Raw genomic sequence first — 24907 nt, 5'->3', positions numbered from 1 at the left:
GCCACGTCACCACCGACCCGCTGCCCCGGCGGATGATCCGCAACAGGCGCTGCCCCTCGTCGTCATCGATCTCGCGGACGCATACTCGCTCAGCCACCAGCACGGCTTCCCTGCCGCGCGCTGCCGGCGAGTGTCATTCCGTCGGCGTGCCGATCCGAAGTCGATTGCCGTCAGGGTCGCGCACCTCAATCTCACGCGCCCACGGAGCGGCCTTTGCCTGCACACCGAACTCGGAGGCGATGGCCTCGACTTCACGAATGCGGAGGTAGACCAACGTGTCGGGACGAGCGTCGCCCTTGTGCTCCGACAAGAACAACCGCACCCCGCCCCGGGCGACCTCGACGAACGCGGGAAGTCCCGGTTCGAAGCGGTGTTCCCACTGCTTGACGAAGCCCAGTCGCTCGTACCACGCGACCGCCGCCGCAGCGTCCTCGACGCGAAGAATGGGGATGACTTCCTCGTCCATAGAGTCATCGTCGCAGACCGCCCGGGCCGAACGTTGCCTGATGCGGCACTAGTACTCCAGCGGTAGATCGTGATCTTTACGACCGGACGGCTTGTCGGCGGTGGTAGCTCGTCGCGACTCAGCTGCCGGTAGGACCGGGGCCGAGGGCGGGGTCAACGAGAAGGGGCAGCAGTCTGGGGATCGGGCGGCGCTCAGTCCATGTCGGATCCGGTATTCCACGCCAGGCGGAGCCGCTCCGCGGCATCGGTGGCTTGGCGAAGGCCCGCCTGGTAGGCCGGTTCCCAGGCCGTCCGGTCATTCAGGTCCGAGCCGAACGCGCCTGTTGATGCCCTAGGAACACCTGCGCGGCATCTGGGCCTGGATCAGCGCACCGGAGCGCGCCCCGTTCGTCCGACTGTTCTTCGAGGTGCACGCCGACGGCCTGGCTCACCCCGAGAACTACCCGGACCAGGCCGAGGCGATCACGGACTGGTTCAACACGCTCGGCGCCACGTTCCGCGGCATCACCACCGGCCCTGACGACACCGTCACTCCCACCCTGGTCATGGCCGTCATCCGGGGCCTCCTGTTCGATCTCACGACCACCAGCGACCGCCGCCGCACCGACCGGGCCCTGGACCGCTTCTGCGAACTCCTCCGGCAGTGAATGAAGACCAGCGATCACGCGGTGATCGCAGGACACAGCGCAGACTCTGCCCGCCGGCATGAGGCATTCGAGGCCCTGATGGACCGGATCGCGGGCCGGTTCACGAGGGTCTCACCCCGCCGTCGGATAAGGCGGTTGCTACTCGGCCTGCTCTCGGATCTGCCCCGCAAGAACTGCTGGACCATCGCCGAGTGGGCCGGGGAGGCCACCCCGGACGGCATGCAACACCTGCTGAACCGGGCCAAGTGGGACGCCGACGCCGTCCGCGACGACCTGCGCGACTACGTGGTCGAGCACCTGCACGACGACCAGGCGGTACTCGTGGTCGACGAGACCGGCGCCGTGAAGAAGGGCAGCCATACGGTCGGCGTCCAGCGCCAGTACACCGGCACAGCAGGGAGAGACGAGAACCCCCAAGTCGCCGTCTACTTGGTCTCCTCGCCGCCATCCGCGCCGACGAACACACCCGCCTGGCCGCCCGGAACAAGCTGATCCCGCTCACCTGCACCGCCAAGCCGCAGCCCCAGCATGATCACGACCTACCGCTGGAGGACCAGACAGTGGCCGAAGCCCGGACGGCGCTCGAAACCGGAGCAGCCTGACCAGCGCCTTCACGGCGGCGGGAGCCGATTGTCAGTGGCTGCCCCTAGGGTGCCCGCATGGAAGCGAAGGCCTTGGAACAAAGGCTCCGTGAGCGCCCCGGCGACGAGGCGACGTGGGGCGCGTACGGCGGCCGGTTACGGGACCAGGGCGACGCCCGGGGCGAGTTGATCCGTCTGGAGCACCGCCACGCGCACGCCCGACCAGCCGACCGCGACGACCTCAGGCGCCGGATCGACCTGCTGGTGGAGGAGCACCAGGAGCAGTGGGACGCGGAGCTGCCACCCGGGGTTACCGTCGTGACGCGCCGGCACGGGTTCGCCGTGAAGGTCGCCGTCGAGTGGTCCGATCAGGCGCCCGCGCTCATCGGACAGGCCATCCGGGGCCGCCTGGTGACGGGGGTGCGCGTCAGGCCGGGAGCTGAGGCGGAGGACGCGGACGCGGACTACTACAGCGACGAGCCCGACTTCGACGAGAACGACATGCCGCTGCCGCCGCCGCCCCACGACGCCCGCGCCCTGGCGGACCTCGACCTCGGCGGGCTCACCGAGCTCGACCTCGCGTACTTCCGCATCGGCGATCCCGGCGCCGAGGCGCTCGCCGCCGCGACCTCGGACGGCCGGATCGAAACGCTCGACCTGCGCTACTGCGGTGTCGGCGACGCCGGCGTGGCGGCCCTGTGCGCGTCCCCGGCCTTCCGCGAGGTCCGGCGCCTGCACCTTCAGAGCAACCGGCTCACCGCCGAGGGCGTGCGCGCTCTGGCGGGCGGCTTCGAGCGGCTGGAGGAGCTCGACCTCCGCTACGCCCGTATCGGCCCCGACGGGGCGCGGGCCCTGGTCGAGGCGCCGTTCGCCGGCTCGCTCAAGCGCCTGTTCCTCTACGGCCACGACGTCGAGGACACCGGTGTCCGGATCCTGGCGAACGCCCCGCAGCTTCCGTCCGCCCTGCGCAGCTTCTGGAGGAGCGTGTGAGCATCCGACTCCGCGACCGTTTCTTCGTCCTGTCGGCCGGTCAGGCCCCCGCGGACGAGGTCGCCCGCTACCTGGCCGAGGTCGACGCGACGGACACGGAGCCCGCCGCGACGCTGGACGGGCTCGCGATCTCCTGGCACCCCACCGCCCGTTTCAAGGCGGTGCGCTTCGTCGACGCCGAGCGCGTCGACGAAGGCGTGCGCGAGCGGTTCGCGCGGCCCAGCGAGCTGGCGCCCCACCTGGCCGCCGTCTTCGTCGATCCGCGTGAGCTGTCGTTCCGCACCTTCGAGAACATCGTGCCGCTCGACCGCTGGTTCGCGGACACCCCGCTGGAGCTGGAGCTGAGCGAGCCCGTGGAGCTGGCGAAGGACGCGTACGCCTCGTCGCTGCGGCTCCCGGACGCCGGCCGCGCCCGCCTGGAGGGCCTCGACACGCTCGGCCTCTACGTCCCGCCGCTCAACGCCGTCACCCGCGGCGGCGATCGCTTCATCTTCCACTCGGCGCTGCTCGCCGACGCGCTCACCGTGGCGGTGCGCAGGGCGATGCCGACGCCGCTGCTCGACGGCTTCTCGCACGTCAACCCGGTGTTCCGCTGCAACCGTTTCGAGCCGGGCGACGCCAACTTCCACCGCCACCGCGACACGCCCTATTACGACGCCGCCCGCGGGCACGTCTCCCGTTACACGGTGCTGCTCTATCTCACGGGCGGCACGGGAGAGCCCGCGCTCGACCTCACCGGAGGCACGGCGGTCGCGGACATCGAGAGCTTCACCTGCGTCGTCTTCGACCAGCGGTACGAGCACGAGGGCGCGCCCTTCCGCGACGGCCGCAAGGTCTTCCTGCGCACCGAGCTCATCTTCGCCGAGGATCCCGGGGTCACCCACGACCCGGAGATCGGCGCGCTGTTCAGCAAGGCCTGCTACCTGACGGGCGAGAGCGTCTTCGCCCCCGAGCTGGCGCGCCACGCCGACGCCTCCTACAACCGGGTCGCCGCCGCCCACTGGAACGGCCTCGCCCGCGGCCCCGCGCGCGAGCCGTATCTTCACAAGCAGTTCCGCGGCGTGCACTTCATCGCGAACGGCTACGACTTCTGGTTCGCAAAGAGCGACGGGCTGTCGCTCGCCGAGTGCGCCGCGATCACGCTGCTCGACTACTTCAACTGCAAGCTCGGCGACGAGTCCTTCCGTGACCTGTGCGAGTCGGCCGTGATCGAGGCCGAGGACGACGCCTGGATCCCGGCCTTCCTCAAGGGCAAGGGCGGCCCCGAGGCGCCCGCCGTGGCGCCGTTCGACAAGTCCCTCCTCTTCCCGGAGCCGGAGCTGACGGACGGCGTCTGCTGCCCGTTCCACGACGGAGGCCAGTTCGACCCCACGCGCCTCGACGAGATCGTCGACCTCCACGAGCGCGCGCAGAGCTTCGCCAAGGCGCACATCATGCCGGCTCCGATCCTGATGCTCGGGGAGGACGTGGTCCTCGACCCGGAGAAGTTCGTGATCCGCGGCAACCAGATCCACGTGCTGGGCAAGGAGTCGCTCACCCCGGTGAACTTCGCCGCCTGCTGGAACGCCGGCGGGGTCCCCGGCAACTACATCGACGTGGCGGCCACCGTCGGGGCGGAGCACTTCCTGGTCCCGCCGATCCTGTTCTCCGAGACCGGCGACTGCCACCACCTGCGCTTCGACTTCTTCCGCAACACCTGGATGGTGCAGCACCAGCGGGCAACCGTCCCCGTCCCCAAGATCAGCTCACTCGCCGAGATCGACCTCTACGCGATCGATGAGGACGCGCACGAACCCTGGCTGGAGGCCGTCGATCCCGCGCTGGTCGAGGGTGGCTCGGCCAAGCATCCGACTCCGTGGTGGGCGGACCGCTCGTCCCTGGTCGACGAGCTCTACGACTGTCTCAGCGACTACGAGGAGGAGGAGGAGGAGCGCGGCGCCTGAGAGAGGCCGCCGGGCGGCTTCCTCTCCCACCCGCCCACGGCGCCCCGGCCCACGATCATGGTGGAATAAGCCGGGGCGCCGTCGCGCTGAGGTAGCTGTTAAAGTTTCAACAGTCATAGGTGGTGACTAAGATGCAGTTCGGCGTCTTCAGCGTCGGTGACGTGACCATGGACCCGACCACGGGCCGCACACCGACCGAGAGTGAGCGCATCAAGGCGATGGTGACCATCGCCCTGAAGGCCGAGGAGGTCGGCCTCGACGTGTTCGCCACCGGCGAGCACCACAACCCGCCGTTCGTGCCCTCGTCGCCGACCACGATGCTCGGCTACATCGCGGCGCGGACCGAGCGGCTGATCCTGTCCACGTCCACGACGCTGATCACCACCAACGACCCGGTCAAGATCGCCGAGGACTACGCCATGCTCCAGCACCTCGCCGACGGCCGGGTGGACCTGATGCTGGGCCGTGGCAACACCGGCCCGGTCTACCCGTGGTTCGGCCAGGACATCCGGCAGGGCATCCCGCTGGCCATCGAGAACTACGCGCTGCTGCACCGGCTCTGGCGGGAGGACGTGGTGGACTGGGAGGGCCGCTTCCGCACGCCGCTGCAGGGCTTCACCTCCACGCCGCGCCCGCTCGACGGGGTGCCGCCGTTCGTGTGGCACGGCTCCATCCGCAGCCCGGAGATCGCCGAGCAGGCCGCGTACTACGGCGACGGGTTCTTCGCCAACAACATCTTCTGGCCGAAGGACCACTTCATCAAGCTGATCACTCTCTACCGGCAGCGGTACGCCCACTACGGGCACGGCACGCCGGAGCAGGCGATCGTGGGCCTCGGCGGGCAGGTGTTCATGCGCAAGAACTCCCAGGACGCGGTCCGCGACTTCCGCCCGTACTTCGACAACGCCCCGGTGTACGGCCACGGGCCCTCGCTGGAGGACTTCATGGCCGAGACGCCGCTCACGGTGGGCAGCCCGCAGCAGGTCATCGACCGGACGCTGACCTTCCGCGAGTACTTCGGCGACTACCAGCGGCAGCTGTTCCTCATGGACCACGCCGGGCTGCCGCTGAAGACCGTGCTGGAGCAGCTCGACCTCCTCGGCGAGGAGGTCGTGCCGGTGCTGCGCCGCGAGTTCGCCAAGGACCGTCCGGACAGCGTGCCGGACGCCCCCACGCACGCCTCCCGCACGGCGGCCCAGCCGTCCGCCGTCTGACCTCTCTTCTCTTCCGAACAGGAGTGTGACCATGAAGCTCGTCGCCGTGTCGGCGGGACTCAGCGAGCCGTCCTCCACCCGCCTGCTGGCCGACCGCCTGCTGGAGGCGGCCCGCCGCCACCTGGAGGACTCCGCCGGAGCGGGCGGGCCGGACCCTGTCGAGGTGCGCGTGGTGGAGCTGCGCGACCTGGCCGTGGACATCGCCAACGCCTTCGTCACCGGCTTCCCCGGCGCCCGGCTGCGCGAGTCCGTCGAGGCGGTCACGCGGGCGGACGGGCTCGTCGCGGTCACGCCCGTCTTCACCGCCTCCTACAGCGGCCTGTTCAAGTCGTTCTTCGACGTCATCGAGCCGGACGCGCTGGCGGGCAAGCCGGTGCTGATCGCCGCCACGGGCGGCACGGCCCGGCACTCGCTGGCGCTGGAGCACGCGATGCGTCCCCTGTTCGCGTACCTGCGCGCGATCGTGGTGCCGACGGCCGTGTACGCGGCCTCGGAGGACTGGGGCGGCGGGGGCGACGCCTTTACGGACGGGCTCGGTGAGCGGATCGGGCGGGCCGCCGGCGAGCTGGCGGAGCTGGTGTCGGGCCGCGCGGTCACGGCCCGGACCAGCGCGGACGCCGAGGCGGTGGTCCCGTTCGCGCAGCAGCTCGCGGCGTTGCGGCCGTGACGGCACTCCACAGGATTCGGCGAAGCCCTTGACTCCGGTGTGTTCGGTTCGTTAGGAAGGCTTCCTAACGAACCCCGGCTCACAGGAGCGCATGTGTTAACCACCCTCCTCGCCCCCGTCCTGGCGCCCGTGCTCGCGCTGACGCTCCAGGCGCCCGTCGACCTGACCGATCCGCACAAGAAGGACATCGCCATGCAGCTGGTGTCCAGCGCGGAGAACTCGTCGCTCGACTGGAAGGCCCAGTACGGCTACATCGAGGACATCGACGACGGGCGCGGCTACACCGCCGGCATCATCGGCTTCTGCTCCGGCACGAGCGACATGCTCCAGCTCGTCGAGGTCTACACCGACCGCAAGCCCGGCAACGTGCTCGCCAAGTACCTCCCCGCGCTGCGCAAGGTCAACGGCAGCGACTCCCACAAGGGCCTCGACCCGAACTTCACCAAGGACTGGAAGACGGCCGCCAAGGACACCGTCTTCCAGCAGGCGCAGAACGACGAGCGCGACCGCGTCTACTTCGACCCGGCCGTCAAGCAGGCCAAGCAGGACGGCCTGCGGGCGCTCGGCCAGTTCGTCTACTACGACGCCATCGTCATGCACGGCCCCGGCGCCGACAAGCTGAGCTTCGGCGGCATCCGGAAGTCGGCCCTGGCCAAGGCCAAGACCCCGGCCCAGGGCGGCAACGAGACGACGTACCTCAACGCGTTCCTGGACGCCCGCAAGGCGGCGATGAAGGCGGAGGAGGCGCACGAGGACACCAGCCGCGTGGACACGGCGCAGCGGGTCTTCCTCAAGAACGGCAACCTCGACCTCGACCCGCCGCTCACCTGGAAGGTCTACGGCGACAGCTACACGATCAAGAAGTGACCGACGGCTCCCGGCCGCGCCCTCCGCGCGGCCGGGAGCCGCCTCATACCACCCTCCACGTACGACCTCCCAGCGTGGCGACGATGTCCACCGTGCCGCTTGCCGAAGGATGCGACCGCGCCGGGGATCAGATCTCCACCAGCTCCACGTCCATCAGGTCCGCCAGCGCCCGCAGCTCGCCGATCCGGTGGCCGGTGCCGAGGGCCCAGTGGTGGGAGATGCCGGAGGCGCTCCACGCGTCCGTCCACTCCCCCGGGTCGCGGCCGAAGTCCACCCGCGACGTCGTGTTGCCGATCTTGAGGTGCGGGCCGTCCACGGTCACGCCCTCCGAGGCGACGAACGCGAAACTGCCGTCGCGCCGCTGGATGAGCCCGAAGGCCGTCACCGGCCCGTGCGCCACGTCGAACTCGACCGAAACGCCCCAGCCGCGCTTGCCGTGGAAGACGCCGAGGCCGCGCAGCAGGGGACGGCGGGCGCTGATGGCCAGGTGGGCCGGGCCGTCGTGGCCCATCTCGACGTGGCCGCGCAGGAAGTCCAGCGCCTGCAGCTCGGTGAAGGAGCCGCCCGCGCCGAGCCGGTCCATGATCAGCATGGCCAGGGAGGTGCGCAGCTCGTACTCGCCGGCCGCCGGGACGCCGCGCGCCGTGAGCAGCGACGCGCCGAGGATCATGCCGGCGCCGAGCCGCTCGTGGATCTCGCCTTCCAGCCCGCGGTGGTAGTAGGCGAGGCTGTCCAGGTCGAAGTCCTCCACCAGCCGGTCGAGGCCCACGGAGACGCGGGCCGCCCACTCGAAGTCCTCGGGCACGACCGTGTCGGCCAGCTCGAACACCTCGCGGGCCAGCTCGATACGCTCCTTGACCTCGGTGTCGCCGACCTTCTCCACGCGTACGCGCAGGTCGTCGAACTCCAGGACCTCGACGTGGCCGCCGAAGTTGACGGGGACGAGCGTGAGGTCGGTGGAGACGTCGAGCATGCCCGGGTACAGGTGGCCCATCAGCCCGTGGCGGCCCTTGCCCATCGCCGCGCGCACGCCGGCGGCCTTGACCCACCGCTCGATGCGCTCCCAGGCGCGCGGGTCCTCCAGGTAGCCCGACACGGAGCGGAACGGGATGCCGGCCCGGGTGAAGGTGTTGGCCATCTCCGGCAGCGGGCAGGCGCCGCAGTAGGCCAGCCACTGGCCGGTGTCGAAGGTGTCGTGGTCCATCGACTCGGTCGGCTGCAGGTTGATGAGCAGCACGGGCGCGCCGCTGCGCTGCGCGATGGGCAGCAGCATGGTGGCGGTCATGTAGGTGGTCAGGAAGCCGACGATGATGTCGCAGCCGGCCTCGCGCAGCCGTTCTGCCGCGACCGCGCCCTCCTGGGCGTCGGAGATGAAACCCACGTCCACCACGTCGCAGCCGAGCTCCCCCATCCGCTCCGACACGCGCGCGGACGACCGCTGGAGCTGGGGCAGCAGGTCGGGGAACTGCGGCCAGTACGCGCCGAGCCCGCCGGCGACGAGCCCGACCTTGGTCCGGGGTGCGTTTATCCGTTCGAGCGGCATCGTGCCTCCTGGGGTGTTAGAGCCGTTTTTGGGGGGTAGCGGGGTTCTGGGACAGAGGGAGGCGGTGCCGCCGGCGACGGATGACATGCCGGCGGCACCGCTGTGCGCCGAGGGAGACGGCTAGCGCAGGAAGGCGGCGGCCACGCCCGCGTCGACCGGGATGTGCAGGCCGGTGGTCTGCGCCAGGTCGCCGCCCGTGAGGGCGAAGACGGCCGCGGCCACGTGCTCGGGCAGCACCTCGCGCTTGAGCAGCGTCCGCTGGGCGTAGAACTCGCCGAGCCGCTCCTCCTCCACCCCGTACACGGCCGCCCGGTTGGCGCCCCAGCCGGAGGCGAAGATGCCGGAGCCGCGCACGACGCCGTCGGGGTTGACGCCGTTCACGCGGACGCCGTACTGGCCGAGCTCGGCGGCCAGCAGCCGTACCTGGTGGGCCTGGTCGGCCTTGGCGGCGCCGTAGGCGACGTTGTTGGGCCCCGCGAAGACGGAGTTCTTCGAGGAGATGTAGATGATGTCGCCGCCCATGCCCTGGTCGATGAGCACGCGGGCGCTCTCGCGGGAGACGAGGAACGAGCCGCGGGCCATGACGTCGTGCTGGAGGTCCCAGTCGCCGAGCGTGGTCTCCAGCAGGGAGCGCGACAGGGACAGCCCGGCGTTGTTGACGACCAGATCCACGCCGCCGAAGGCGAGGACCGCCTGCCGTACGGCCTCGGCGACCTGCTCCTCGGAGGTGACGTCCGCCTCGGCGGCGATCGCCACGTCCTCGGCGCGCAGCGCCTTGGCGCCGAGCTCGGCGGCCACCTTGCCGGCGGCCGCCACGTCGCGGTCGGCGACGACCACGCACGCGCCCTCGGCGGCCAGGCGGCGCGCGGTGGCGGCGCCGATGCCGGAGCCGCCGCCGGTGACCAGGGCGACCCGGCCGGCCAGCGGCTTGGGCGCGGGCATGCGCCGCAGCTTGGCCTCCTCCAGTTCCCAGTACTCGATGCGGAACTTCTCCGACTCCGCGATCGGCTGGTAGCGGGACAGGGCCTCGGCTCCGCGCATCACGTTGATGGCGTTGACGTAGAACTCGCCGGCGACGCGCGCGGTCTGCTTGTCCTTGCCGAAGCTGAACATGCCGACGCCGGGCACCAGCACGATCGCCGGGTCCGCGCCGCGCATCGGCGGCGAGTCGGGGGTGGCGTGGCGGGCGTAGTAGGCGGCGTACTCCTCGCGGTAGGAGGCGTGCAGCTCGCGCAGGCGGGCCACGGCCTCCTCCAGCGGGGCGTCCGGCGCGAGGTCGAGCACGAGCGGCGCGACCTTGGTGCGCAGGAAGTGGTCCGGGCACGACGTGCCGAGCGCGGCGAGCCTGGGGTGCTCGGCCCGGGCCAGGAAGTCGAGCACCTCGGGCGAATCGGTGTAGTGGCCGACCTGCCGCACGTCGGTGCTCGCCAGGCCCCGGACCACCGGGAACAGCTCGGCCGCGCGGCGGCGGCGGGCCTCCTCGGCCAGCGGCTCGTGCACGACCGGGCCGAACGGGTCGGGACGGCCGTGCTCGGCGATGTACCGCTCGGCGGTGCGGATGATCTCCAGGGAGTTGGCCTGGCACTCCTCGCTGGTGGCGCCCCAGGCGGTGACGCCGTGGCCGCCGAGGATGCAGCCGATGGCCTGCGGGTTCGCCTCCTTGATGGCGGCGATGTCGAGGCCGAGCTGGAAGCCTGGCCGCCGCCACGGCACCCACACGACCCGGTCGCCGAAGATCCGGCCGGTCAGCTCGGGGCCGTCGGCGGCGGTCGCGATGGCGATGCCGGAGTCGGGGTGCAGGTGGTCCACGTGCGTGGCCTCGACCAGGCCATGCATGGCGGTGTCGATGGACGGCGCGGCGCCGCCCTTGCCGTGCAGGCAGTAGTCGAACGCGGCGACCATCTCGTCCTCGCGCTCGGGACCGGGATAGACCCGGGTCAGCGCGCGGAGCCGGTCGAGCCGGAGCACGGCCAGGCCGGCCGCGGTGAGGGTGCCGAGGTCGCCCCCGGACCCCTTCACCCACATCAGCTCCACCTGCTCGCCCGTCACCGGGTCGGTCTCGCTGCCCTTGGCGGAGGCGTTGCCCCCGGCGTAGTTGGTGTTGCGCGGGTCGGCGCCCAGCGCGTGCGCTCTTTCGAGCAGTTCCTGTACGGCCTGCATCAGGCTCCCCACCCTGCCTGCGCGCCGCCGACCCTCTCGGCGGCGATCTTGTCGAAGTAACCGGACCTGGCGTAGGCGGCCATCGGGTCCGGGTCCAGCCCCATCTCCTCGCGCAGCTCGGCGAGCAGGGGGCGGACGTCGGTGTTGTAGGCGTCCATGAGCACGGCGTTGGCGCCGAGCACGTCGCCCTCGCGCTGCGCGGCGGCCAGCGCGTCACGGTCCACGAGGAGGGCCTTGGCGGTCGCCTCCTGCACGTTCATGACCGACCGGATCTGGCCGGGGATCTTGGGCTCGATGTTGTGGCACTGGTCGAGCATGAACGCGGTCTCGTCGGTGTACCCGCCGCCGCGGATCACCTCGCACATGATGCGGAACAGCTGGAACGGGTCGGCCGCGCCCACCATGAGGTCGTCGTCGGCGTAGAAGCGGGAGTTGAAGTCGAAGCCGCCGAGCTTCCCCTCGCGCAGCAGGAACGCCACGATGAACTCGATGTTGGTGCCCGGCGCGTGGTGGCCGGTGTCGACCACGACCTGCGCCTTCGGGCCCAGCTTGAGGCAGTGCGCGTAGGCGGCGCCCCAGTCCGGCAGGTCCGTCATGTAGAAGGCCGGCTCGAACAGCTTGTACTCCAGCAGGAACCGCTGCTCCTCCCCGAGCCGCTCGTAGACGGCGGCCAGGGCCTCGGCGAGCCGGTCCTGGCGCGAGCGGATGTCGTCCTGGCCGGGGTAGTTGGTGCCGTCGGAGAACCACAGCTTGAGCGTGTCGGACCCGGTCTGGTCCATGATGTCCACGCACTCCAGCAGGTGGCCCAGCGCCTTCCTGCGCACCGCCGGGTCCGGGTGGGTGACGCTGCCCAGCTTGTAGTCGTCGTCCTGGAACACGTTGGAGTTGATGGCGCCGATCGTCACGCCCAGCTCCGAGGCGTGCCGGGCCAGGTCGGCGTAGTCGTCCACCTTGTCCCAGGGGATGTGCAGGGCGACGGTCGGCGCGACACCCGTGTGGCGGTGCACCTGCGCGGCGTCCGCCAGCTTCTCGTACGGGTCGCGCGGCACGCCCTGCTGGGCGAACACCTTGAACCTGGTGCCGGAGTTGCCGTACGCCCACGACGGCGTCTCGATGCGCTGCCGGCGCAGCTCTTCCTTGATCAAAGCCTTCCCCGATTCATTCTGTCCTGATTCAGTCAAGGTGGAACACTTCTTCCAGCGGCGCGAAGGCCTCGTCCGCCCGGCCCGTCTCGAAGAACGGCGCCATCTCGGCCTGCCACCTGTCGTTGACGTCCGTCTCGGCCATCCGCCGCTGGGCGGCCTCGAAGTCGTCGGTCTCCAGGTAGCCGACGAGCAGGCCGTCCTCGCGCAGGAACAACGAGTAGTTGCCCCATCCGGCCGTCCGCAGGGCGTCGAGCATGTCGGGCCACACGGCCTCGTGCCGCTCGCGGTACTCGTCGAGACGGTCCTCGCGCACCTTCAGCAGGAAGCACACGCGCCGCATGGCACCCTCCGCACCTTCACTGGCCCTCGCCTTCGCTGGTCTTGCTCGTGGTGAGGTCCCCGCCGGGCGGCGGGGACCGGGGAGAGCGGTCCTGGGGGGACCGCTAGAAGTCGAACTGGTCGATGTTGGCGGCGTCGAAGGTGAACGGCGGGCCGAGGATGACCTCGCCGTTCGCGCCGATCGTGCGCTCGCCGAGCTTGCCGGCCTTGAACGTCTCGCCCTGGGCGCCGGTGATCTGGCCGGACACCAGCGCGGCCGCCGCGTAGGAGGCGAGGTAGCCGAGGTCCTTGGGGTTCCACAGGGCGAACTTCTCGACCGTGCCGTCCTTGACGAACTGCCGCATCTGGTTGGGCGTGCCGAGGCCGGTCAGCACGACCTTGCCCTTGTACTTGGAGCCGGAGATGTAGCGGGCCGCCGCCGAGACGCCGACCGTGGTGGGCGAGATGATGCCCTTGAGGTCCGGGTACGCCTGGAGGAGGCCCTGGGTCTCGGTGAACGACTTCTGGTCGTCGTCGTCGCCGTAGGCCACCTTGACCAGCTTCATGTCCTTGTAGTCGGGCTTGGCCAGCTCGTCCTTCATGTACTTGATCCAGGTGTTCTGGTTCGTGGCGTTGGCCGTGGCCGACAGGATGGCGATCTCGCCCTTCTTGCCGATCAGGTCGGCGAGCAGCCTGACCTGGCTGCGGCCGACCTCTTCGGAGCTGGCCTGGTTGATGAACAGGTCGCGGCACTCGGGGGCGGCGTCGGAGTCGTACGAGACGACCTTGATGCCCTTGGCGCGGGCCGTCGAGAGCGGGCCGCACACGGCGTTGGCGTCGTTGGCGGCGATGAGGATCGCGTCGTGGCCCTGCTGGGTGAGCGTGTTGATGTAGGAGATCTGGGAGGAGGCGGAGGCGTCGGACGGGCCGACCTCCTTCGCCTCGCCCTTGTACTCCTTGGCGGCCTCGATGCCCGCGTTGTCGACGATGGTCTCGTACGGGTTGTTGATCTGCTTGGGGAGGAACGCCAGCTTGATGCCCTCCTTGAGGGGGGCGTTCGGGTCGGCCTTGGCGGCGGCCGAGGAGGAGGCGGGGGCCGGCGCGGGGGCGGAGGTGACGCTGGACTTGGTGGTGCCGCCGCAGGCGGCGGCCCCCAGGGCGAGCAGGGCGACCACGGCTGTGAGACGCATCGGGGTCATGGGGTTCCTTTCAGGACGGGCCTGACCAGCGAGACGAGGCGGGGGGTGAGCACCGACACGATGAGGAGGAGCCCGGTGACGATCGACTGGATCTCGGTGGAGACGTCGCCGAGCATGAGCAGGTTGCGCAGCAGCCCGATGAGCAGCACCCCGGCGATGACGCCGCCGAGGGTGCCCTTGCCGCCGTCGAAGTCGACGCCGCCGAGCAGCACGGCGGCGATGACGGCCAGCTCGATCCCGAGGCCGTTGTCGGCCCGGGCCGAGCCGTACCTGAGGGTGAAGACGACGCCGGCGAACGCGGCGACGGTGCCGGAGAGCGTGAACAGCACCAGCTTGATCCGTTTGACGCGGATCCCGGCGAAGAACGCGGCCTGCTCCTGCGCGCCGATGGCGTACAGGGCGCGGCCGAAGCCGGTGGCGTGCAGGACGACGCCGGTGACGGCGGCGAGCAGGACGAACAGGGCGACGGGGTACGGGATGGGCGTGCCGGGCACGTCGTCCACGGCGAGCGCGGTGTAGGCAGGCGGGAACTGCGCGACGGCCTGGTCGCCGAGCACCACGTACGCCAGGCCGCGGTAGAGCGCGAGGGTGCCGATCGTGACCGCCAGCGACGGCAGGCCGAGGCGGGTCACGAGCAGCCCGTTGACCAGGCCGCACACGGCTCCGGTGAGCACGACCAGCGGGATGATCGTCTCGATGGCCATGCCGCCGTCCCAGAGCGCGCCGACCATGGCGCTGGACAGGCCGAGGACCGAGGCCACCGACAGGTCCACCTCGGCGGCCACCACGAGCAGGGTCATGGCCAGCGCGATGAGCGCGATCTCGCCGAGGTCGCCGAGCGCGAACGACAGGTTGTCCACGGTCGCGAACCCCGGCACGGAGAAGGAGCCCGCGGCGAACACGGCCACCAGCAGCGCGCCGACCAGCACGTCCCAGCGCAGCACCCGGGTCATCGGCGGCTCCCCTTCCTGAGCAGGCGGGCGACGCGGATCGCGAGCACCCGGTCGACGCTGATGGCCAGCAGCAGCAGCGCCCCGGTGATGGCCTGCTGCCAGAACGGGTTGACCCGCAGCACGACGAGCGCGCTGCCGATCGTGGTGAGCAGCAGCGCGCCGAGCGCGGCGCCGTACACGCTGCCGACGCCGCCGGTGATGGCCACGCCGCCGACCACGACCGCGCTGACCACCAGCAGCTCCCAGCCGTTGGCCGAGTCGCCGACGACCGTGCCGAACCGGGCCAGCCACAGCACCCCGGCGAGCCCGGCCAGGCATCCGCTGACCAGGTAGGCGGCCAGCACGCGCCGCCGGACGGGCACGCCGGCCAGCCGGGCGGCCTCGGGGCTGGAGCCGATCGCGTAGAACTCCCGGCCGCTCGGGTACGCGCGCAGGTAGGCGCCGACCGCGAGCATGACCACGAGCGTGATGAGCGGCAGGTACGGCACGCCGAGCACGGCCCCGTTGCCCAGGGCGAGCAGGGCGGGCGGCAGGTCCACCGCGTTGATCTGCCGGCCGTGGGCGAGGTAGTGGTCGAGGCCCTGGATGACGTACAGCGTGCCGAGCGTGACGACCAGCGCGGGCACGCGGCAGAAGCTGACCAGCAGGCCGTTGACCAGGCCGCAGGCGGCGCCGATGGCCACGCCGAGCAGCACGGCCGGCACGATCCCGGCGCCGCGGGCGAGCACGTCGCCGGTGACGAACGCGACGAGCCCCACCACGGAGCCGACCGACAGGTCGATGTTGCGGGTGATCACCACGATCGACTGGCCGACGGCCAGCAGGGCGAGGATCGCGGTGTTGAGCAGGATGTCCTCGATGCCCTGGCCGGACAGGAAGTTGCCGTTGACCGCGGCGGTCACGGCGACGAGCACGGCCAGCGCCACGACGAGGCTCAGCTCGCGGGCGCGGAAGACGAGGTCCACCAGGGCGCGGGCGCCGCGCGTCCCGAGCTCCCGGCCCGGCCCCTGGTCCGGCACCGTGGTCGCGGTCATGCGGCCCTCCTCGTGGCGGCGTGCATCACGCTCTCCTCGGTGGCCTCGGCGCGCGGGATCTCGGCGCTCAGCCGCCCCTCGCGCATGACGAGCACCCGGTCGGCCATGCCGAGCACCTCGGGCAGGTCGGAGGAGATCATCAGGACGGCGATGCCCTGCCCGGCCAGCTCCGACAGCAACCGGTGGACCTCGGCCTTGGTGCCCACGTCGATGCCGCGCGTCGGCTCGTCCACGACGAGCACGGACGGCTCGGTGGCCAGCCACTTGGCGAGCACGACCTTCTGCTGGTTGCCCCCGGACAGCACGCCGACGCCGTCTCCGAGCCGGGCGAACTTCAGCCGCAGCCGGGCCGCCCAGTCCGCCGCCCGGTCGCGCTCGGCCCGCCGCGAGATCGTGGGGCCGCGGCGCAGGGAGCGCAGCCCGGTCAGGCCGATGTTGCGCTCGATCGACATCTCCATGACCAGGCCCTGCTGGCGGCGGTCCTCCGGGACGAGGGCGAGGCCGGCGCCCATGGCGGCCGTGGGGCTGCCGGGCGGCAGCTCGCGGCCGTCCACGGTGACCGTGCCGGCGTCCCACCGGTCGATGCCGAAGATCGCGCGGGCCACCTCGCTGCGGCCGGCGCCGACGAGCCCGGCCAGGGCGACGATCTCGCCGCGCCGCACCTCGAAGGAGACGTCGGTGAAGACGCCCTCGCGGGTCAGCCGCTCGACCCTGAGGGCGACGTCGCCGACGGCTGCCTCCTGCTTCGGGTAGAGGGCGCCGAGGTCGCGGCCGACCATGCGGCGCACCAGGTCGTCGTGGGTGAGACCGGCGACGGGCTCGCTGGCGATCCACTGGCCGTCCCGCAGCGTGGTGACGCGCTGGCAGAGAGCGAAGATCTCGTCGAGCCGGTGGGAGATGAACAGGACGGCGCAGCCGTGCTCGCGCAGCGCCTCGACGACGGAGAAGAGGCGGGCGACCTCCGCGCCCGACAGCGCGGCCGTCGGCTCGTCCATGACGAGCACCCGGGCGTCGCGGGAGAGCGCCTTGGCGATCTCCACGAGCTGCTGGTCGGCGATGGACAGGCCGCGCGTGGGGCGGCCGGGGTCGAGGGCGACGCCGAGCCGGCCGAACAGCTGGCGGGTCTCGGCGCGCATGGCGGCGCGGTCGATGCGGCCGAGCGAGCGGCGGGGCTGGCGGCCCATGAAGATGTTCTCGGCGACGGACAGGTCGGGGAAGAGCGTGGGCTCCTGGTAGATGACGGCGACCCCGGCCTGCTGGGCGTCGGCCGGTCCGGAGAAGACGACGGGCTCGCCGTTGAGCAGGATCCTGCCCTGGTCGGGGCGATGGACCCCGGCGAGCGTCTTGACGAGCGTGGACTTGCCCGCCCCGTTCTCGCCCGCGAGGGCGTGCGCCTCACCCGCGTGCAGCTCGATGGAGACGTCCCGTAGCGCCCGGACCGCGCCGAAGGACTTGCTGACGCCGGCGAGTGCGAGCGTGGGGTGAGCGCCCATACATCCTCCGCGCGACAAACGTTTTAACAGGATGTTTCCGGAATGTAGGCGCTGCGCCTGCGGCCGTCAATGGGTGGCGCTCGGCTATGGCGCCATTGTGATTGATACGTTTTAATCAGCGCATGCGATTCACCGCTGTGGACCTCGGCGCCTCCAGCGGGCGCGTGATGACCGCCGACATCACCGCCGACAAGATCGAGCTCGCCGAGGCGCACCGCTTCCCCAACCGGCCGGTACGGGTGGCCGGGACCCTGCACTGGGACATCCTCTCCCTGTACCAGGGCGTGCTCGACGGCCTGCGCAGGGCGGGGCCCGCCGAGTCGGCCGGCGTCGACTCGTGGGCCGTGGACTACGGCCTGCTCGACGCCGCGGGCCGGCTGATCGGCAACCCGGTCCACTACCGCGACGCGCGCACGGCCGGGGTCGCCGAGCGGATCGACCCGTACGAGGTGACGGGGCTGCAGTTCCTGCCGTTCACCACGGTCAACCAGCTCCTGCGCGAGCGGCTCGACGAGGCCGCGACACTGCTGATGATCCCGGACCTGATCGGCTACTGGCTGACCGGGCGGATCGCCGCCGAGCGCACCAACGCCTCCACCACCGGCCTGTACGACGTGACCCGCCGCGACTGGGCGTGGGAGCTGGTCGACCGGCTCGGCCTGCCCCGCCGGATCCTGCCGCCGATCACCGATGCCGAGTCGGGTCCCGTGCGCGAGGACGTGGCCGCCGAGCTGGGCTACTCCACGGTCGTCACCCAGGTCGCCTCGCACGACACCGCCTCCGCCGTGGTGGCCGTGCCCGCCACCGGCCCGAACTTCGCCTACATCTCGTGCGGCACGTGGTCGCTCGTCGGCGTCGAGCTGCCCGCCCCGGTGCTCACCGAGCAGAGCCGGCTGGCCAACTTCACCAACGAGACGGGCCTCGACGGCACCGTCCGCTACCTGCGCAACGTCATGGGCCTGTGGATCCTGCAGGAGTGCCTGCGCGTCTGGGACCACCCCGACCTGGAGGCGCTGCTGGCCGAGGCCGAGCACGCCCGCACCGACGCGGTCATCGACCCCGACGACCCGTCGTTCCTGCCGCCGGGCGACATGCCCGCCCGCATCGACGCCTACTGCAGCCGTACCGGGCAGCGGCCGCCGGAGGGACGGGCGCAGGCCGTACGATGCATCCTGCAGAGCCTCGCCCTCGCCTACAAAAGGGCCGTCGACGACGCGGCCCGCCTCAGCGGGCGGCCCGTCGAGGTCGTCCATGTGGTCGGTGGCGGCTCGCGCAACGCGTTGCTGTGCCGGCTCACGGCCGAGGCGACGGGGCTCCCGGTGGTCGCGGGCCCGGTCGAGGCGGCCGCCCTCGGCAACGCGCTGGTGCAGGCGCGAGCCCGCGGCCTGGTCGGCGACCTGGCCGAGATGCGGGATCTGGTACGGCGGAGCGCGGACGTGCGCACCTACGAGCCCCGGGGGCGTGAATGGCCACAGTGAGCATCAAGGACGTCGCGGCCCGGGCGGGCGTGTCGCCCGGGACGGTGTCCAACGTGCTCAACCGCCCCGAGAAGGTCGCGGGCGGCACCCGCGCCCGCGTCGAGGCCGCCATCCGTGACCTGGGGTTCGTCCGGCACGGCTCGGCCTCCACGCTGCGGGCCGGCCACAGCCGCACGATCGGGCTGTCGGTGATCGACATCGGCAACCCGTTCTTCACCGACGTCGCCGCCGGCGTGGAGGACATGGCCAGCGAGCGCGGCTACGCGGTCATCCTGGGCAACTCCTCGGGCAGCCGGCCGAAGGAGGAGCGCAACCTGCTGGTCTTCGCCGAGCAGCGGGTGCGCGGCGTGCTCATCACGCCCTCCGACGAGGACCCCGCCCGGCTGGAGCGGCTGCGCGAGCGGGGCATCGCCGTGGTGCTCGTGGATCACCCGGCCGAGCGCTCCACCCAGTGCGCGGTCGCGGTCAACGACGTGACCGGCGGCGCCATGGCGGCCGGACACCTGCTGCGCGGCGGGGCCGGGCAGCTCGGCTACGTGACCGGGCCCCCCGCCATCCGGCAGTGCCAGGACCGGCGGCGGGGCGCCGAGCAGGCCCTGACCGCGGCCGGGCGCGACCCGGCGGAGCTGCGCGAGATCGCGATGCCGGCGATGACGGCCAAGGCCGGTCAGCAGGCGGCCGAGAAGCTGCTGGCCGACGGCACCCTGCCCGACGCGCTGTTCTGCGCCAACGACCTGCTGGCGCTCGGCATGCTGCGGGGCCTGCTCCAGGCGGGTGTGCGGGTGCCCGAGGACGTGTCGCTGATCGGGTACGACGACATCGACTTCGCCTCGGCCTCCACGGTGTCGCTGTCGTCGATCCGGCAGCCGACCTACCAGCTCGGCCGGGTGGCCACCGAGCTGCTGCTGGACGAGTGCGACAACCCCGACACGCACGCGCACCAGCAGATCATGTTCCAGCCGGACCTCGTCGTGCGGGAATCCACGCGGTAGGTTGGGGCCCTTACCGGACGACGGGGGTTGGGGCGTCATGTCCAACGGTGTGCGTCATGTACTCGGAGTGGTCGCCGGGGTCCTGCTGCCACCGCTGGTCGCCGTGGCCCTGGTGTACGGAGTCGGCGAGGTCTCGCTGAGCATCCAGAACTTCCTGGTCTCGTGGACCGGGCTGGCCGCGATCGTGGTGGCCGGTGTGCTGCTGGCCCTTCTCTCCTCCTCGCGGTTGTCGCCGGTCGCTTCGCTGCTGGGCGGGATCGGGTTCACGCTGCTCGGCCTGCTGCCGTTCGCCGAGATCCTGTCCGGGTCGTCGGTGATAAGTCGGTTCGTGCCGGGCTGGATGCGTTCGGGGTATCTGACGCTGGGGTACACGGGGGTGTTCCTGGTGTTGGGGGTCCTGCTGCTGGTGGCGTCGGCGTTCCCGTCGCGGTGGCGCTCGCGGCGTCCGCCGGTGGTGACGCCGGGGCACGGGACGTCGGCGTACGAGATGTCCGGCCACGAGGGGTACGGGGCACCGTCTCACGGAGCCTACGGTCCGTCGTCGTACGGGCCGTCGTCCCAGGGGCCGTCGTCGCAGGGGCCGTCGTCCTATGGGCAGGTGTCCGACGACGTGACCCGGCCGATGCACCGGGAATGACGCGCCGGGCCCGCGGCCGGGCGCGAGCCCGGATGCGGCGGGCTGGCAGAATGCCGCCATGCGCGACATGAAGATCGGCGACTTCCTCGAACGGCTGGCCGCCCGCGAGCCCGCGCCGGGCGGTGGCGCCACCGCGGCCCTGCACGCGGCTCAGGCGGCGGCGCTGCTGGGCATGGTCGCCCGTTACAGCACCGGCGACCGCTACGCCGGGCACGCGGCGACCGTGGCCGCGGTGACGGCCGAGACCGACGCCCTGCGCGAGCGGGCCCTGGGCCTGGCCGCCGAGGACGCGGCGGCGTTCACGGCGGTGACGGAGGCGTACAAGCTGCCCAAGGGCGAGGAGCGGAGCGCGGCCATCGCCGCCGCCCTCGCCGGCGCGGCCGAGCCGCCCGCCCGGGTCGCCGAGACGGCCGCGCGGCTGGTGGAGCTGTGCGAGACGCTGCTGCCGATCGGCAACCCGAACGTGGTCACCGACGTGGCCGCGGCGGCCGAGGCCGCACGGGCCGCGCTCACCACGGCCCGCGTCAACGTCGAGGTCAACATGGGCGGTATCAAGGACGAACCGGTGCTGGACGGGCTGCGCGCACGCCTGGCGGGTGTGGACGACGCCGTCGCCAGGGCCGAGCGGGTCACGGCGGCCGTGCGCGAGGACCTCGCCCGATGACCGGGACCTCCGCGAACGGCGTGGAGCTGCGCGGCCGGGAGCTCGCCGCCGCCCTCCGCGAGGAGGTCGCCGGGCTCGTGCGGGCCGCCGGGACCGCGCCGAGGCTGGCGGTCGTGGTGGCCACCGCCGACGAGGCGTCCCTGTGGTACGTGCGCTCCATCGCCAAGGCCGCCGCCGGGGTGGGCGTCGCCTGCGACATCGTGGACCTCGGCGCCGCCGCCCCGGTGGAGGGCATCCGCGCCACGCTCGAACGGCTCAGCGCCGACCCGTCGGTCCACGGCGTGATGCTGCAGACCCCGCTGCCCGAGGGCGCGTCGGCGCAGGAGCTGGCCGGCGCGATCGACCCGGCCAAGGACGTCGACGGAGCCAACCCGCTGTCGCTCGGCCGGCTGGCGGCCGGGCTGCCCGCGTTCGCGCCGGCCACGGCCGCCGCGGTGATGGCGCTGCTCGACCGGCACGGCGTCGAGCTGCGGGGCGCCAGGGCCGTCGTGGTGGGCCGGTCCACCGTGGTGGGCAAGCCGCTGGCGCACCTGCTGCTCGACCGGCACGCCACCGTGACCGTCTGCCACTCGCGCACCCGCGACCTGGCCGCGGTCACCTCCACCGCCGAGGTGCTGGTCGCGGCCGTGGGCCGGGCCGGGCTGATCGGCGCGGAGCACGTGGCGCCCGGCGCGGTCGTGATCGACGTCGGCACCAACCCGACGGCCGACGGCGGCCTGACCGGCGATGTCGACTTCGCCGCGGTCATCGGCAGGGCGGGCGCGCTGACCCCGGTGCCCGGCGGCGTCGGCCCGGTGACCACCGCCCTGCTGCTGCGCCACACCGCGACCGCCGCGGGACTGACGTGACCCGCGCCCTCGACGCGCGCCGGAGGCCGGCGCCGCTCTCCCCCGACGCCCACAGGAGGCCGGTGACCCGCCATGCGTGACGTCCTGATCGTGCAGAACAGCAGGAGCGGCGGCCCCGGCCGGTTCGGCGGCTGGCTGGAGGACATGGGGCTGCGGCTGGACGTCGTCCACGCCTACGACGGCGAGCCCGTGCCCGAGACGCTCCGCCACGACGCGATGCTCATGATGGGCGGCGGCTACCTGCCCGGCGAGGACGACCGCGCGCCCTGGCTGGCGCCCACGCGGGGGCTGGTGCGGCAGGCGCTGGCCGGCCGGGTGCCGTTCTTCGGCATCTGCCTGGGCGGGCAGATGCTCGCCGAGGTGGCGGGCGGGGAGGTGACCGGCGACGCGGGGGCGCCGGAGAACGGCAGCGTGCCGGTCACGCTGCGGCCGGAGACGGCGGCCGACCCGCTGTTCCGCGACCTGCCGGAGGTGGTGCCCGCGATCGAGCACCACGTGGACGCGATCACGGCCCTGCCGCCGGGCGCGGTGTGGCTGGCCGAGACGGCCCGCTGCCCGTACCAGGCGTTCCGGGTGGGCGAGGCGGCGTGGGGCGTGCAGTTCCATCCCGAGGTGCTGCCGGAGCGGATCCGGACGTGGGAGGTGGCCGGGTTCGACCCCGACGAGGTGTACGCGGGGGCGGTGGCCGACGAGCCGGTCTCCACGCCGATCTGGCGCGAGGTCGCCACCCGCTTCGCCAAGCTCGTCACCTGACCCCGGCCCGCCCCGCACGGGGCGGCCGCCCGCGGACCCGCCGGGCGGCTCGCAGCCCCGCCCAGGTCAGCAGGGCCAGGATCCCGGCCAGCGCGTACTCGATCGCCGGAATCCTGACCGCCTCACCGGCGGCGCCCCAGAGGTCGCCGCGGACGGCGTACACGGCCAGGAGAGAGCCGCCGTAGCAGGCGGCCAGCAGCCCGCGGACCGGGCGCGACAGTCCCAGGCCGTGCATCTGCGTGATCACGAAGACGCCGAGGAAGCCGAACAGGAACATCGGCCACATCCCGTCCGGGCCGGACGTCATGAGGGCGACCAGGGTGCCGTGGACCACGACCGTCAGCTCCAGCGTCAGCGTCCACCAGCGGCCGGTGTGCGCCCGGGTGAGGAACAGGCTGCCCTGCACCAGCATGAGGAACATGTAGAAGAAGCCGATGAGGTGGCCGGCGGTGGACTCGGCCGGGTGGTACCAGAAGGTGTAGACGGCCGCCCAGCTGAACAGGTAGCCGTGGTAGCGGCGGGCGAAGTCCACGACCTCCCGGCCGATGGGCGCGGGCCGGCCGAGGAACATCCCGCGCCGCCGGTTCTCCATGACGAGCACGACGACCAGCAGGAGGATGACGGAGCCCTGGGAGCTGAAGATCGGCACGTCCTGGGCCAGGCCGTCATAGAACAGGTGGGTCTGCAGGACGTGCAGGGCGACGAAGCCGGCGTTGACGGCCAGCGCGACGACGTTGATCGGGTGCAGCCCGCTGACGTGGCGGCGGACCCGGGTCCGGGCATAGTAGATCATCCACCAGAACGCGATCTGGTGGGCCGCGTAACCCGCCCACGCCGACAGCCTGGTCCAGACGGTGGGCTCCGGCAGCTTCCAGTAGTACCAGGCCGCGCCCTGGTCGGGCAGGAGCGCGACGTCGTCCAGCCGCCGGCCCAGCAGCCAGATCAGCCCGGTCAGGACGGCGCTCGCCACCACCCCGGCGACCGGCGCCGCCCACCGGCTCACCGCCTCCGGCTGTTTCTTTCTGTCATAGAATATTTCCACCATAGAAACGTATAGGAGCGTCGTGACGCCGGACAACGTGACCGCGTACGAGCTGATGGTCCTCGTCCGCAGGCTCAACATGGAGAGCGACCGCTTCGTCGAGGGCTTCGCCACGGCGCACCGGCTGCACCGGACCGACCTGAACGCCCTGGTGGTGATCCTGGACGCGCACGCCGCCGGCCGGCCGCTGGCGCCCGGCGAGCTCGGCGCGGCCCTGAGCCTCAGCGCTCCCGCCACGACGGCCCTGCTCGACCGTCTGGAGCAGGCCGGCCACGTCGAGCGGCGGCGCAGCGCCACCGACCGCCGCAAGGTGGAGGTCGTCGTGCACGAGCAGGCGGTCGAGCTGGCGGGCCGCTTCTTCGCCCCGCTGGGCAGGCACCTCACCGTGGCGATCGACGCGTTCAGCCCGCAGGAGCGGGAGGTCATCGGCCGGTTCCTCACCAGCGGCATCGAGGCGACCGTGGCCGCCAGGCTGGAGCACGCCGCCAGGCTGGAGCATCGGGCATGACACCTTCGTCTATCGTGGTCACCGGCGGGACCCGCGGGCTCGGGTACGGTCTCGCCCGGTCCCTCGTGGCACTGGGGCACCGGGTGGCGGTGTGCGGGACCGACGCGGACCGCGTGGCCGCGACCGCCGCCGAGCTGGGCGTGCCGGCCCGCGTGGCCGACGTCGCCGACCGCGGCCAGGTCGAGGAGCTGTGGGAGGCGGCCGTGCGCCGCCACGGCCGCGTCGACGTCTGGGTCAACAACGCGGGAGTGTCCCATCGGCGCCTCCCGCTGTGGCGGCTGCCCGAGCACGAGGCGCGCCGGGTGATGGAGGTCAACCTGCTCGGCGTGCTGAACGGCTCCGCCGTGGCGGCCGCCGGGATGGCGGCGCGGGGCGGCGGCCACATCTGGAACATGGAGGGCCTGGGCGGCGACGGCCGCATCGTGCCCGGCCTGGGCGTGTACGGCGCCACCAAGCGCGCCGTCACCTACCTGACGCGGGCACTGTCCAAGGAGGCCCCCGAGGGGGTCTCGGCGGGCCTGCTGAGCCCCGGCATGGTCGTCACCGACCTGCTCACGTACGGCTACCCGGAGGAGGAGCGGGAACGCGCGGCGAGGATCTTCGCGATCCTGGCCGACCCGGTGGAGATCGTGGCGCCGTGGCTGGCGGAGCGCGTGGTCACCCAGGCCAGGAACGGCGCCCACGTGCGGTGGCTGACACCCGCCAAGATCGCCTACCGGTTCGCGACGGCGCCCTTCTCGCGGCGGCGCGTTCCCCGGTGACCTGG

The 24907-nt window shown here is 72.1% G+C and carries 25 protein-coding genes; 15 read left to right on the top strand and 10 right to left on the bottom strand.

Features of this window, described 5'->3' with window-relative positions; translation table 11 throughout:
* Nucleotides 1-133: 133 nt before the first annotated feature.
* Nucleotides 134-466, bottom strand: coding sequence for a glyoxalase superfamily protein (locus ABZS51_RS09490; protein ID WP_355438116.1), 333 nt, complete (start codon nucleotides 464-466; stop codon nucleotides 134-136).
* A gap of 406 nt (nucleotides 467-872) precedes the next feature.
* Here ABZS51_RS09490 and ABZS51_RS09485 point away from each other — a divergent pair, with 406 nt between their 5' ends.
* The 7 genes from ABZS51_RS09485 (at nucleotide 873) to ABZS51_RS09455 (ending at nucleotide 7374) form a co-directional block, all read left to right on the top strand.
* Complete coding sequence (locus ABZS51_RS09485) at nucleotides 873-1112, top strand: hypothetical protein (protein ID WP_355438114.1); 240 nt, start codon at nucleotides 873-875, stop codon at nucleotides 1110-1112.
* A gap of 78 nt (nucleotides 1113-1190) precedes the next feature.
* Entirely contained in the window at nucleotides 1191-1604 is a 414-nt protein-coding gene (locus ABZS51_RS09480) for a transposase (protein ID WP_355438112.1), read from the top strand.
* A 167-nt stretch (nucleotides 1605-1771) separates the two neighbouring features.
* Nucleotides 1772-2683 (top strand): hypothetical protein, encoded by a 912-nt coding sequence (locus ABZS51_RS09475; protein WP_355438110.1) that lies wholly within the window; start codon nucleotides 1772-1774, stop codon nucleotides 2681-2683.
* Complete coding sequence (locus tag ABZS51_RS09470) at nucleotides 2680-4626, top strand: hypothetical protein (RefSeq protein WP_355438108.1); 1947 nt, start codon at nucleotides 2680-2682, stop codon at nucleotides 4624-4626. The genes ABZS51_RS09475 and ABZS51_RS09470 overlap by 4 nt, the downstream gene beginning before the upstream one ends.
* A 131-nt stretch (nucleotides 4627-4757) precedes the next feature.
* Entirely contained in the window at nucleotides 4758-5840 is a 1083-nt protein-coding gene (locus ABZS51_RS09465) for an LLM class flavin-dependent oxidoreductase (RefSeq protein WP_355438214.1), read from the top strand.
* Nucleotides 5841-5871: 31 nt separating this feature from the next.
* A complete protein-coding gene (locus tag ABZS51_RS09460) occupies nucleotides 5872-6507 on the top strand; it encodes an FMN reductase (protein ID WP_355438106.1) in 636 nt (211 codons plus the stop codon).
* Nucleotides 6508-6600: 93 nt separating this feature from the next.
* Nucleotides 6601-7374 (top strand): chitosanase, encoded by a 774-nt coding sequence (locus tag ABZS51_RS09455; RefSeq protein ID WP_355438104.1) that lies wholly within the window; start codon nucleotides 6601-6603, stop codon nucleotides 7372-7374.
* Between the two features lie 127 nt (nucleotides 7375-7501).
* On the opposite strand, the gene ABZS51_RS09450 is transcribed toward ABZS51_RS09455, so the two are convergent.
* The 8 genes from ABZS51_RS09450 to ABZS51_RS09415 all read right to left on the bottom strand — a co-directional run bounded on the left by ABZS51_RS09450 (nucleotide 7502) and on the right by ABZS51_RS09415 (nucleotide 17219).
* The gene (locus ABZS51_RS09450; RefSeq protein ID WP_355438102.1) at nucleotides 7502-8917 is read right to left on the bottom strand and encodes an L-fucose/L-arabinose isomerase family protein; all 1416 of its coding nucleotides are present in this window, start codon (nucleotides 8915-8917) and stop codon (nucleotides 7502-7504) included.
* 120 nt (nucleotides 8918-9037) lie between these two features.
* Nucleotides 9038-11077 (bottom strand): bifunctional aldolase/short-chain dehydrogenase, encoded by a 2040-nt coding sequence (locus ABZS51_RS09445; protein ID WP_355438100.1) that lies wholly within the window; start codon nucleotides 11075-11077, stop codon nucleotides 9038-9040.
* Nucleotides 11077-12222 (bottom strand): L-rhamnose isomerase, encoded by a 1146-nt coding sequence (rhaI, locus tag ABZS51_RS09440; RefSeq protein ID WP_310712424.1) that lies wholly within the window; start codon nucleotides 12220-12222, stop codon nucleotides 11077-11079. Before rhaI ends, ABZS51_RS09445 begins: the two co-directional genes overlap by 1 nt.
* Before the next feature lie 28 nt (nucleotides 12223-12250).
* The gene (locus ABZS51_RS09435; RefSeq protein WP_310712425.1) at nucleotides 12251-12562 is read right to left on the bottom strand and encodes an L-rhamnose mutarotase; all 312 of its coding nucleotides are present in this window, start codon (nucleotides 12560-12562) and stop codon (nucleotides 12251-12253) included.
* Nucleotides 12563-12665: 103 nt separating this feature from the next.
* The gene (rhaS, locus tag ABZS51_RS09430; RefSeq protein ID WP_355438098.1) at nucleotides 12666-13739 is read right to left on the bottom strand and encodes a rhamnose ABC transporter substrate-binding protein; all 1074 of its coding nucleotides are present in this window, start codon (nucleotides 13737-13739) and stop codon (nucleotides 12666-12668) included.
* Entirely contained in the window at nucleotides 13736-14692 is a 957-nt protein-coding gene (locus ABZS51_RS09425) for an ABC transporter permease (RefSeq protein ID WP_310712427.1), read from the bottom strand. The genes rhaS and ABZS51_RS09425 overlap by 4 nt, the downstream gene beginning before the upstream one ends.
* Nucleotides 14689-15726 carry an ABC transporter permease gene (locus tag ABZS51_RS09420; RefSeq protein WP_355438095.1) on the bottom strand — a complete coding sequence of 346 codons (1038 nt, stop codon included), beginning with the start codon at nucleotides 15724-15726 and terminating at the stop codon, nucleotides 14689-14691. Before ABZS51_RS09420 ends, ABZS51_RS09425 begins: the two co-directional genes overlap by 4 nt.
* Nucleotides 15723-17219: a sugar ABC transporter ATP-binding protein gene (locus ABZS51_RS09415; RefSeq protein ID WP_355438093.1), complete on the bottom strand. Its 1497-nt coding sequence runs from the start codon at nucleotides 17217-17219 to the stop codon at nucleotides 15723-15725. The genes ABZS51_RS09420 and ABZS51_RS09415 overlap by 4 nt, the downstream gene beginning before the upstream one ends.
* Nucleotides 17220-17341: 122 nt before the next feature.
* On the opposite strand from ABZS51_RS09415, the gene ABZS51_RS09410 reads away from it, so the two are divergent.
* The 6 genes from ABZS51_RS09410 to ABZS51_RS09385 all read left to right on the top strand — a co-directional run bounded on the left by ABZS51_RS09410 (nucleotide 17342) and on the right by ABZS51_RS09385 (nucleotide 22591).
* On the top strand, nucleotides 17342-18697 hold the full coding sequence (locus ABZS51_RS09410) for a rhamnulokinase family protein (protein WP_355438091.1): 1356 nt from the start codon (nucleotides 17342-17344) through the stop codon (nucleotides 18695-18697).
* Nucleotides 18685-19689: a LacI family DNA-binding transcriptional regulator gene (locus ABZS51_RS09405; protein WP_355438090.1), complete on the top strand. Its 1005-nt coding sequence runs from the start codon at nucleotides 18685-18687 to the stop codon at nucleotides 19687-19689. Before ABZS51_RS09410 ends, ABZS51_RS09405 begins: the two co-directional genes overlap by 13 nt.
* Before the next feature lie 37 nt (nucleotides 19690-19726).
* Nucleotides 19727-20326 (top strand): hypothetical protein, encoded by a 600-nt coding sequence (locus tag ABZS51_RS09400; protein ID WP_355438089.1) that lies wholly within the window; start codon nucleotides 19727-19729, stop codon nucleotides 20324-20326.
* Between the two features lie 58 nt (nucleotides 20327-20384).
* The gene (locus ABZS51_RS09395; protein ID WP_355438087.1) at nucleotides 20385-20990 is read left to right on the top strand and encodes a cyclodeaminase/cyclohydrolase family protein; all 606 of its coding nucleotides are present in this window, start codon (nucleotides 20385-20387) and stop codon (nucleotides 20988-20990) included.
* A complete protein-coding gene (locus ABZS51_RS09390; RefSeq protein WP_355438085.1) occupies nucleotides 20987-21838 on the top strand; it encodes a bifunctional 5,10-methylenetetrahydrofolate dehydrogenase/5,10-methenyltetrahydrofolate cyclohydrolase in 852 nt (283 codons plus the stop codon). The genes ABZS51_RS09395 and ABZS51_RS09390 overlap by 4 nt, the downstream gene beginning before the upstream one ends.
* Nucleotides 21839-21910: 72 nt before the next feature.
* Nucleotides 21911-22591, top strand: a complete 681-nt coding sequence (locus ABZS51_RS09385; protein WP_355438083.1) for a type 1 glutamine amidotransferase — start codon at nucleotides 21911-21913, stop codon at nucleotides 22589-22591.
* Here ABZS51_RS09385 and ABZS51_RS09380 read toward each other — a convergent pair.
* Nucleotides 22584-23633 (bottom strand): hypothetical protein, encoded by a 1050-nt coding sequence (locus tag ABZS51_RS09380; RefSeq protein WP_355438081.1) that lies wholly within the window; start codon nucleotides 23631-23633, stop codon nucleotides 22584-22586. The genes ABZS51_RS09385 and ABZS51_RS09380 overlap by 8 nt on opposite strands.
* A gap of 22 nt (nucleotides 23634-23655) precedes the next feature.
* Here ABZS51_RS09380 and ABZS51_RS09375 point away from each other — a divergent pair, with 22 nt between their 5' ends.
* Together ABZS51_RS09375 and ABZS51_RS09370 are read left to right on the top strand one after the other, a co-directional pair.
* A complete protein-coding gene (locus tag ABZS51_RS09375) occupies nucleotides 23656-24141 on the top strand; it encodes a MarR family transcriptional regulator (RefSeq protein ID WP_355438079.1) in 486 nt (161 codons plus the stop codon).
* On the top strand, nucleotides 24138-24902 hold the full coding sequence (locus ABZS51_RS09370; RefSeq protein WP_355438077.1) for an SDR family oxidoreductase: 765 nt from the start codon (nucleotides 24138-24140) through the stop codon (nucleotides 24900-24902). The genes ABZS51_RS09375 and ABZS51_RS09370 overlap by 4 nt, the downstream gene beginning before the upstream one ends.
* Nucleotides 24903-24907 lie beyond the last annotated feature (5 nt).

Source organism: Nonomuraea sp. NPDC005501, from assembly GCF_040605905.1.
Taxonomy (GTDB): domain Bacteria; phylum Actinomycetota; class Actinomycetes; order Streptosporangiales; family Streptosporangiaceae; genus Nonomuraea.
The sequence above is the reverse complement of the archived record's forward strand: the minus strand, read 5'-3'. Positions and strand labels throughout refer to the sequence as shown.

Bases quoted from the DNA above. Each gene is read 5' to 3' on its own strand.
- ABZS51_RS09435 (WP_310712425.1), bottom strand. From the start codon at position 12,562: ATGCGGCGCGTGTGCTTCCTGCTGAAGGTGCGCGAGGACCGTCTCGAC.
- ABZS51_RS09460 (WP_355438106.1), top strand. From the start codon at position 5,872: ATGAAGCTCGTCGCCGTGTCGGCGGGACTCAGCGAGCCGTCCTCCACC.
- ABZS51_RS09480 (WP_355438112.1), top strand. From the start codon at position 1,191: ATGGACCGGATCGCGGGCCGGTTCACGAGGGTCTCACCCCGCCGTCGG.
- ABZS51_RS09420 (WP_355438095.1), bottom strand. From the start codon at position 15,726: ATGACCGCGACCACGGTGCCGGACCAGGGGCCGGGCCGGGAGCTCGGG.
- ABZS51_RS09490 (WP_355438116.1), bottom strand. From the start codon at position 466: ATGGACGAGGAAGTCATCCCCATTCTTCGCGTCGAGGACGCTGCGGCG.
- ABZS51_RS09475 (WP_355438110.1), top strand. From the start codon at position 1,772: ATGGAAGCGAAGGCCTTGGAACAAAGGCTCCGTGAGCGCCCCGGCGAC.
- ABZS51_RS09390 (WP_355438085.1), top strand. From the start codon at position 20,987: ATGACCGGGACCTCCGCGAACGGCGTGGAGCTGCGCGGCCGGGAGCTC.
- ABZS51_RS09450 (WP_355438102.1), bottom strand. From the start codon at position 8,917: ATGCCGCTCGAACGGATAAACGCACCCCGGACCAAGGTCGGGCTCGTC.
- ABZS51_RS09405 (WP_355438090.1), top strand. From the start codon at position 18,685: ATGGCCACAGTGAGCATCAAGGACGTCGCGGCCCGGGCGGGCGTGTCG.
- ABZS51_RS09400 (WP_355438089.1), top strand. From the start codon at position 19,727: ATGTCCAACGGTGTGCGTCATGTACTCGGAGTGGTCGCCGGGGTCCTG.
- ABZS51_RS09465 (WP_355438214.1), top strand. From the start codon at position 4,758: ATGCAGTTCGGCGTCTTCAGCGTCGGTGACGTGACCATGGACCCGACC.
- ABZS51_RS09445 (WP_355438100.1), bottom strand. From the start codon at position 11,077: ATGCAGGCCGTACAGGAACTGCTCGAAAGAGCGCACGCGCTGGGCGCC.
- rhaS (WP_355438098.1), bottom strand. From the start codon at position 13,739: ATGACCCCGATGCGTCTCACAGCCGTGGTCGCCCTGCTCGCCCTGGGG.
- ABZS51_RS09395 (WP_355438087.1), top strand. From the start codon at position 20,385: ATGCGCGACATGAAGATCGGCGACTTCCTCGAACGGCTGGCCGCCCGC.
- ABZS51_RS09385 (WP_355438083.1), top strand. From the start codon at position 21,911: ATGCGTGACGTCCTGATCGTGCAGAACAGCAGGAGCGGCGGCCCCGGC.
- ABZS51_RS09410 (WP_355438091.1), top strand. From the start codon at position 17,342: ATGCGATTCACCGCTGTGGACCTCGGCGCCTCCAGCGGGCGCGTGATG.
- ABZS51_RS09425 (WP_310712427.1), bottom strand. From the start codon at position 14,692: ATGACCCGGGTGCTGCGCTGGGACGTGCTGGTCGGCGCGCTGCTGGTG.
- ABZS51_RS09415 (WP_355438093.1), bottom strand. From the start codon at position 17,219: ATGGGCGCTCACCCCACGCTCGCACTCGCCGGCGTCAGCAAGTCCTTC.
- ABZS51_RS09370 (WP_355438077.1), top strand. From the start codon at position 24,138: ATGACACCTTCGTCTATCGTGGTCACCGGCGGGACCCGCGGGCTCGGG.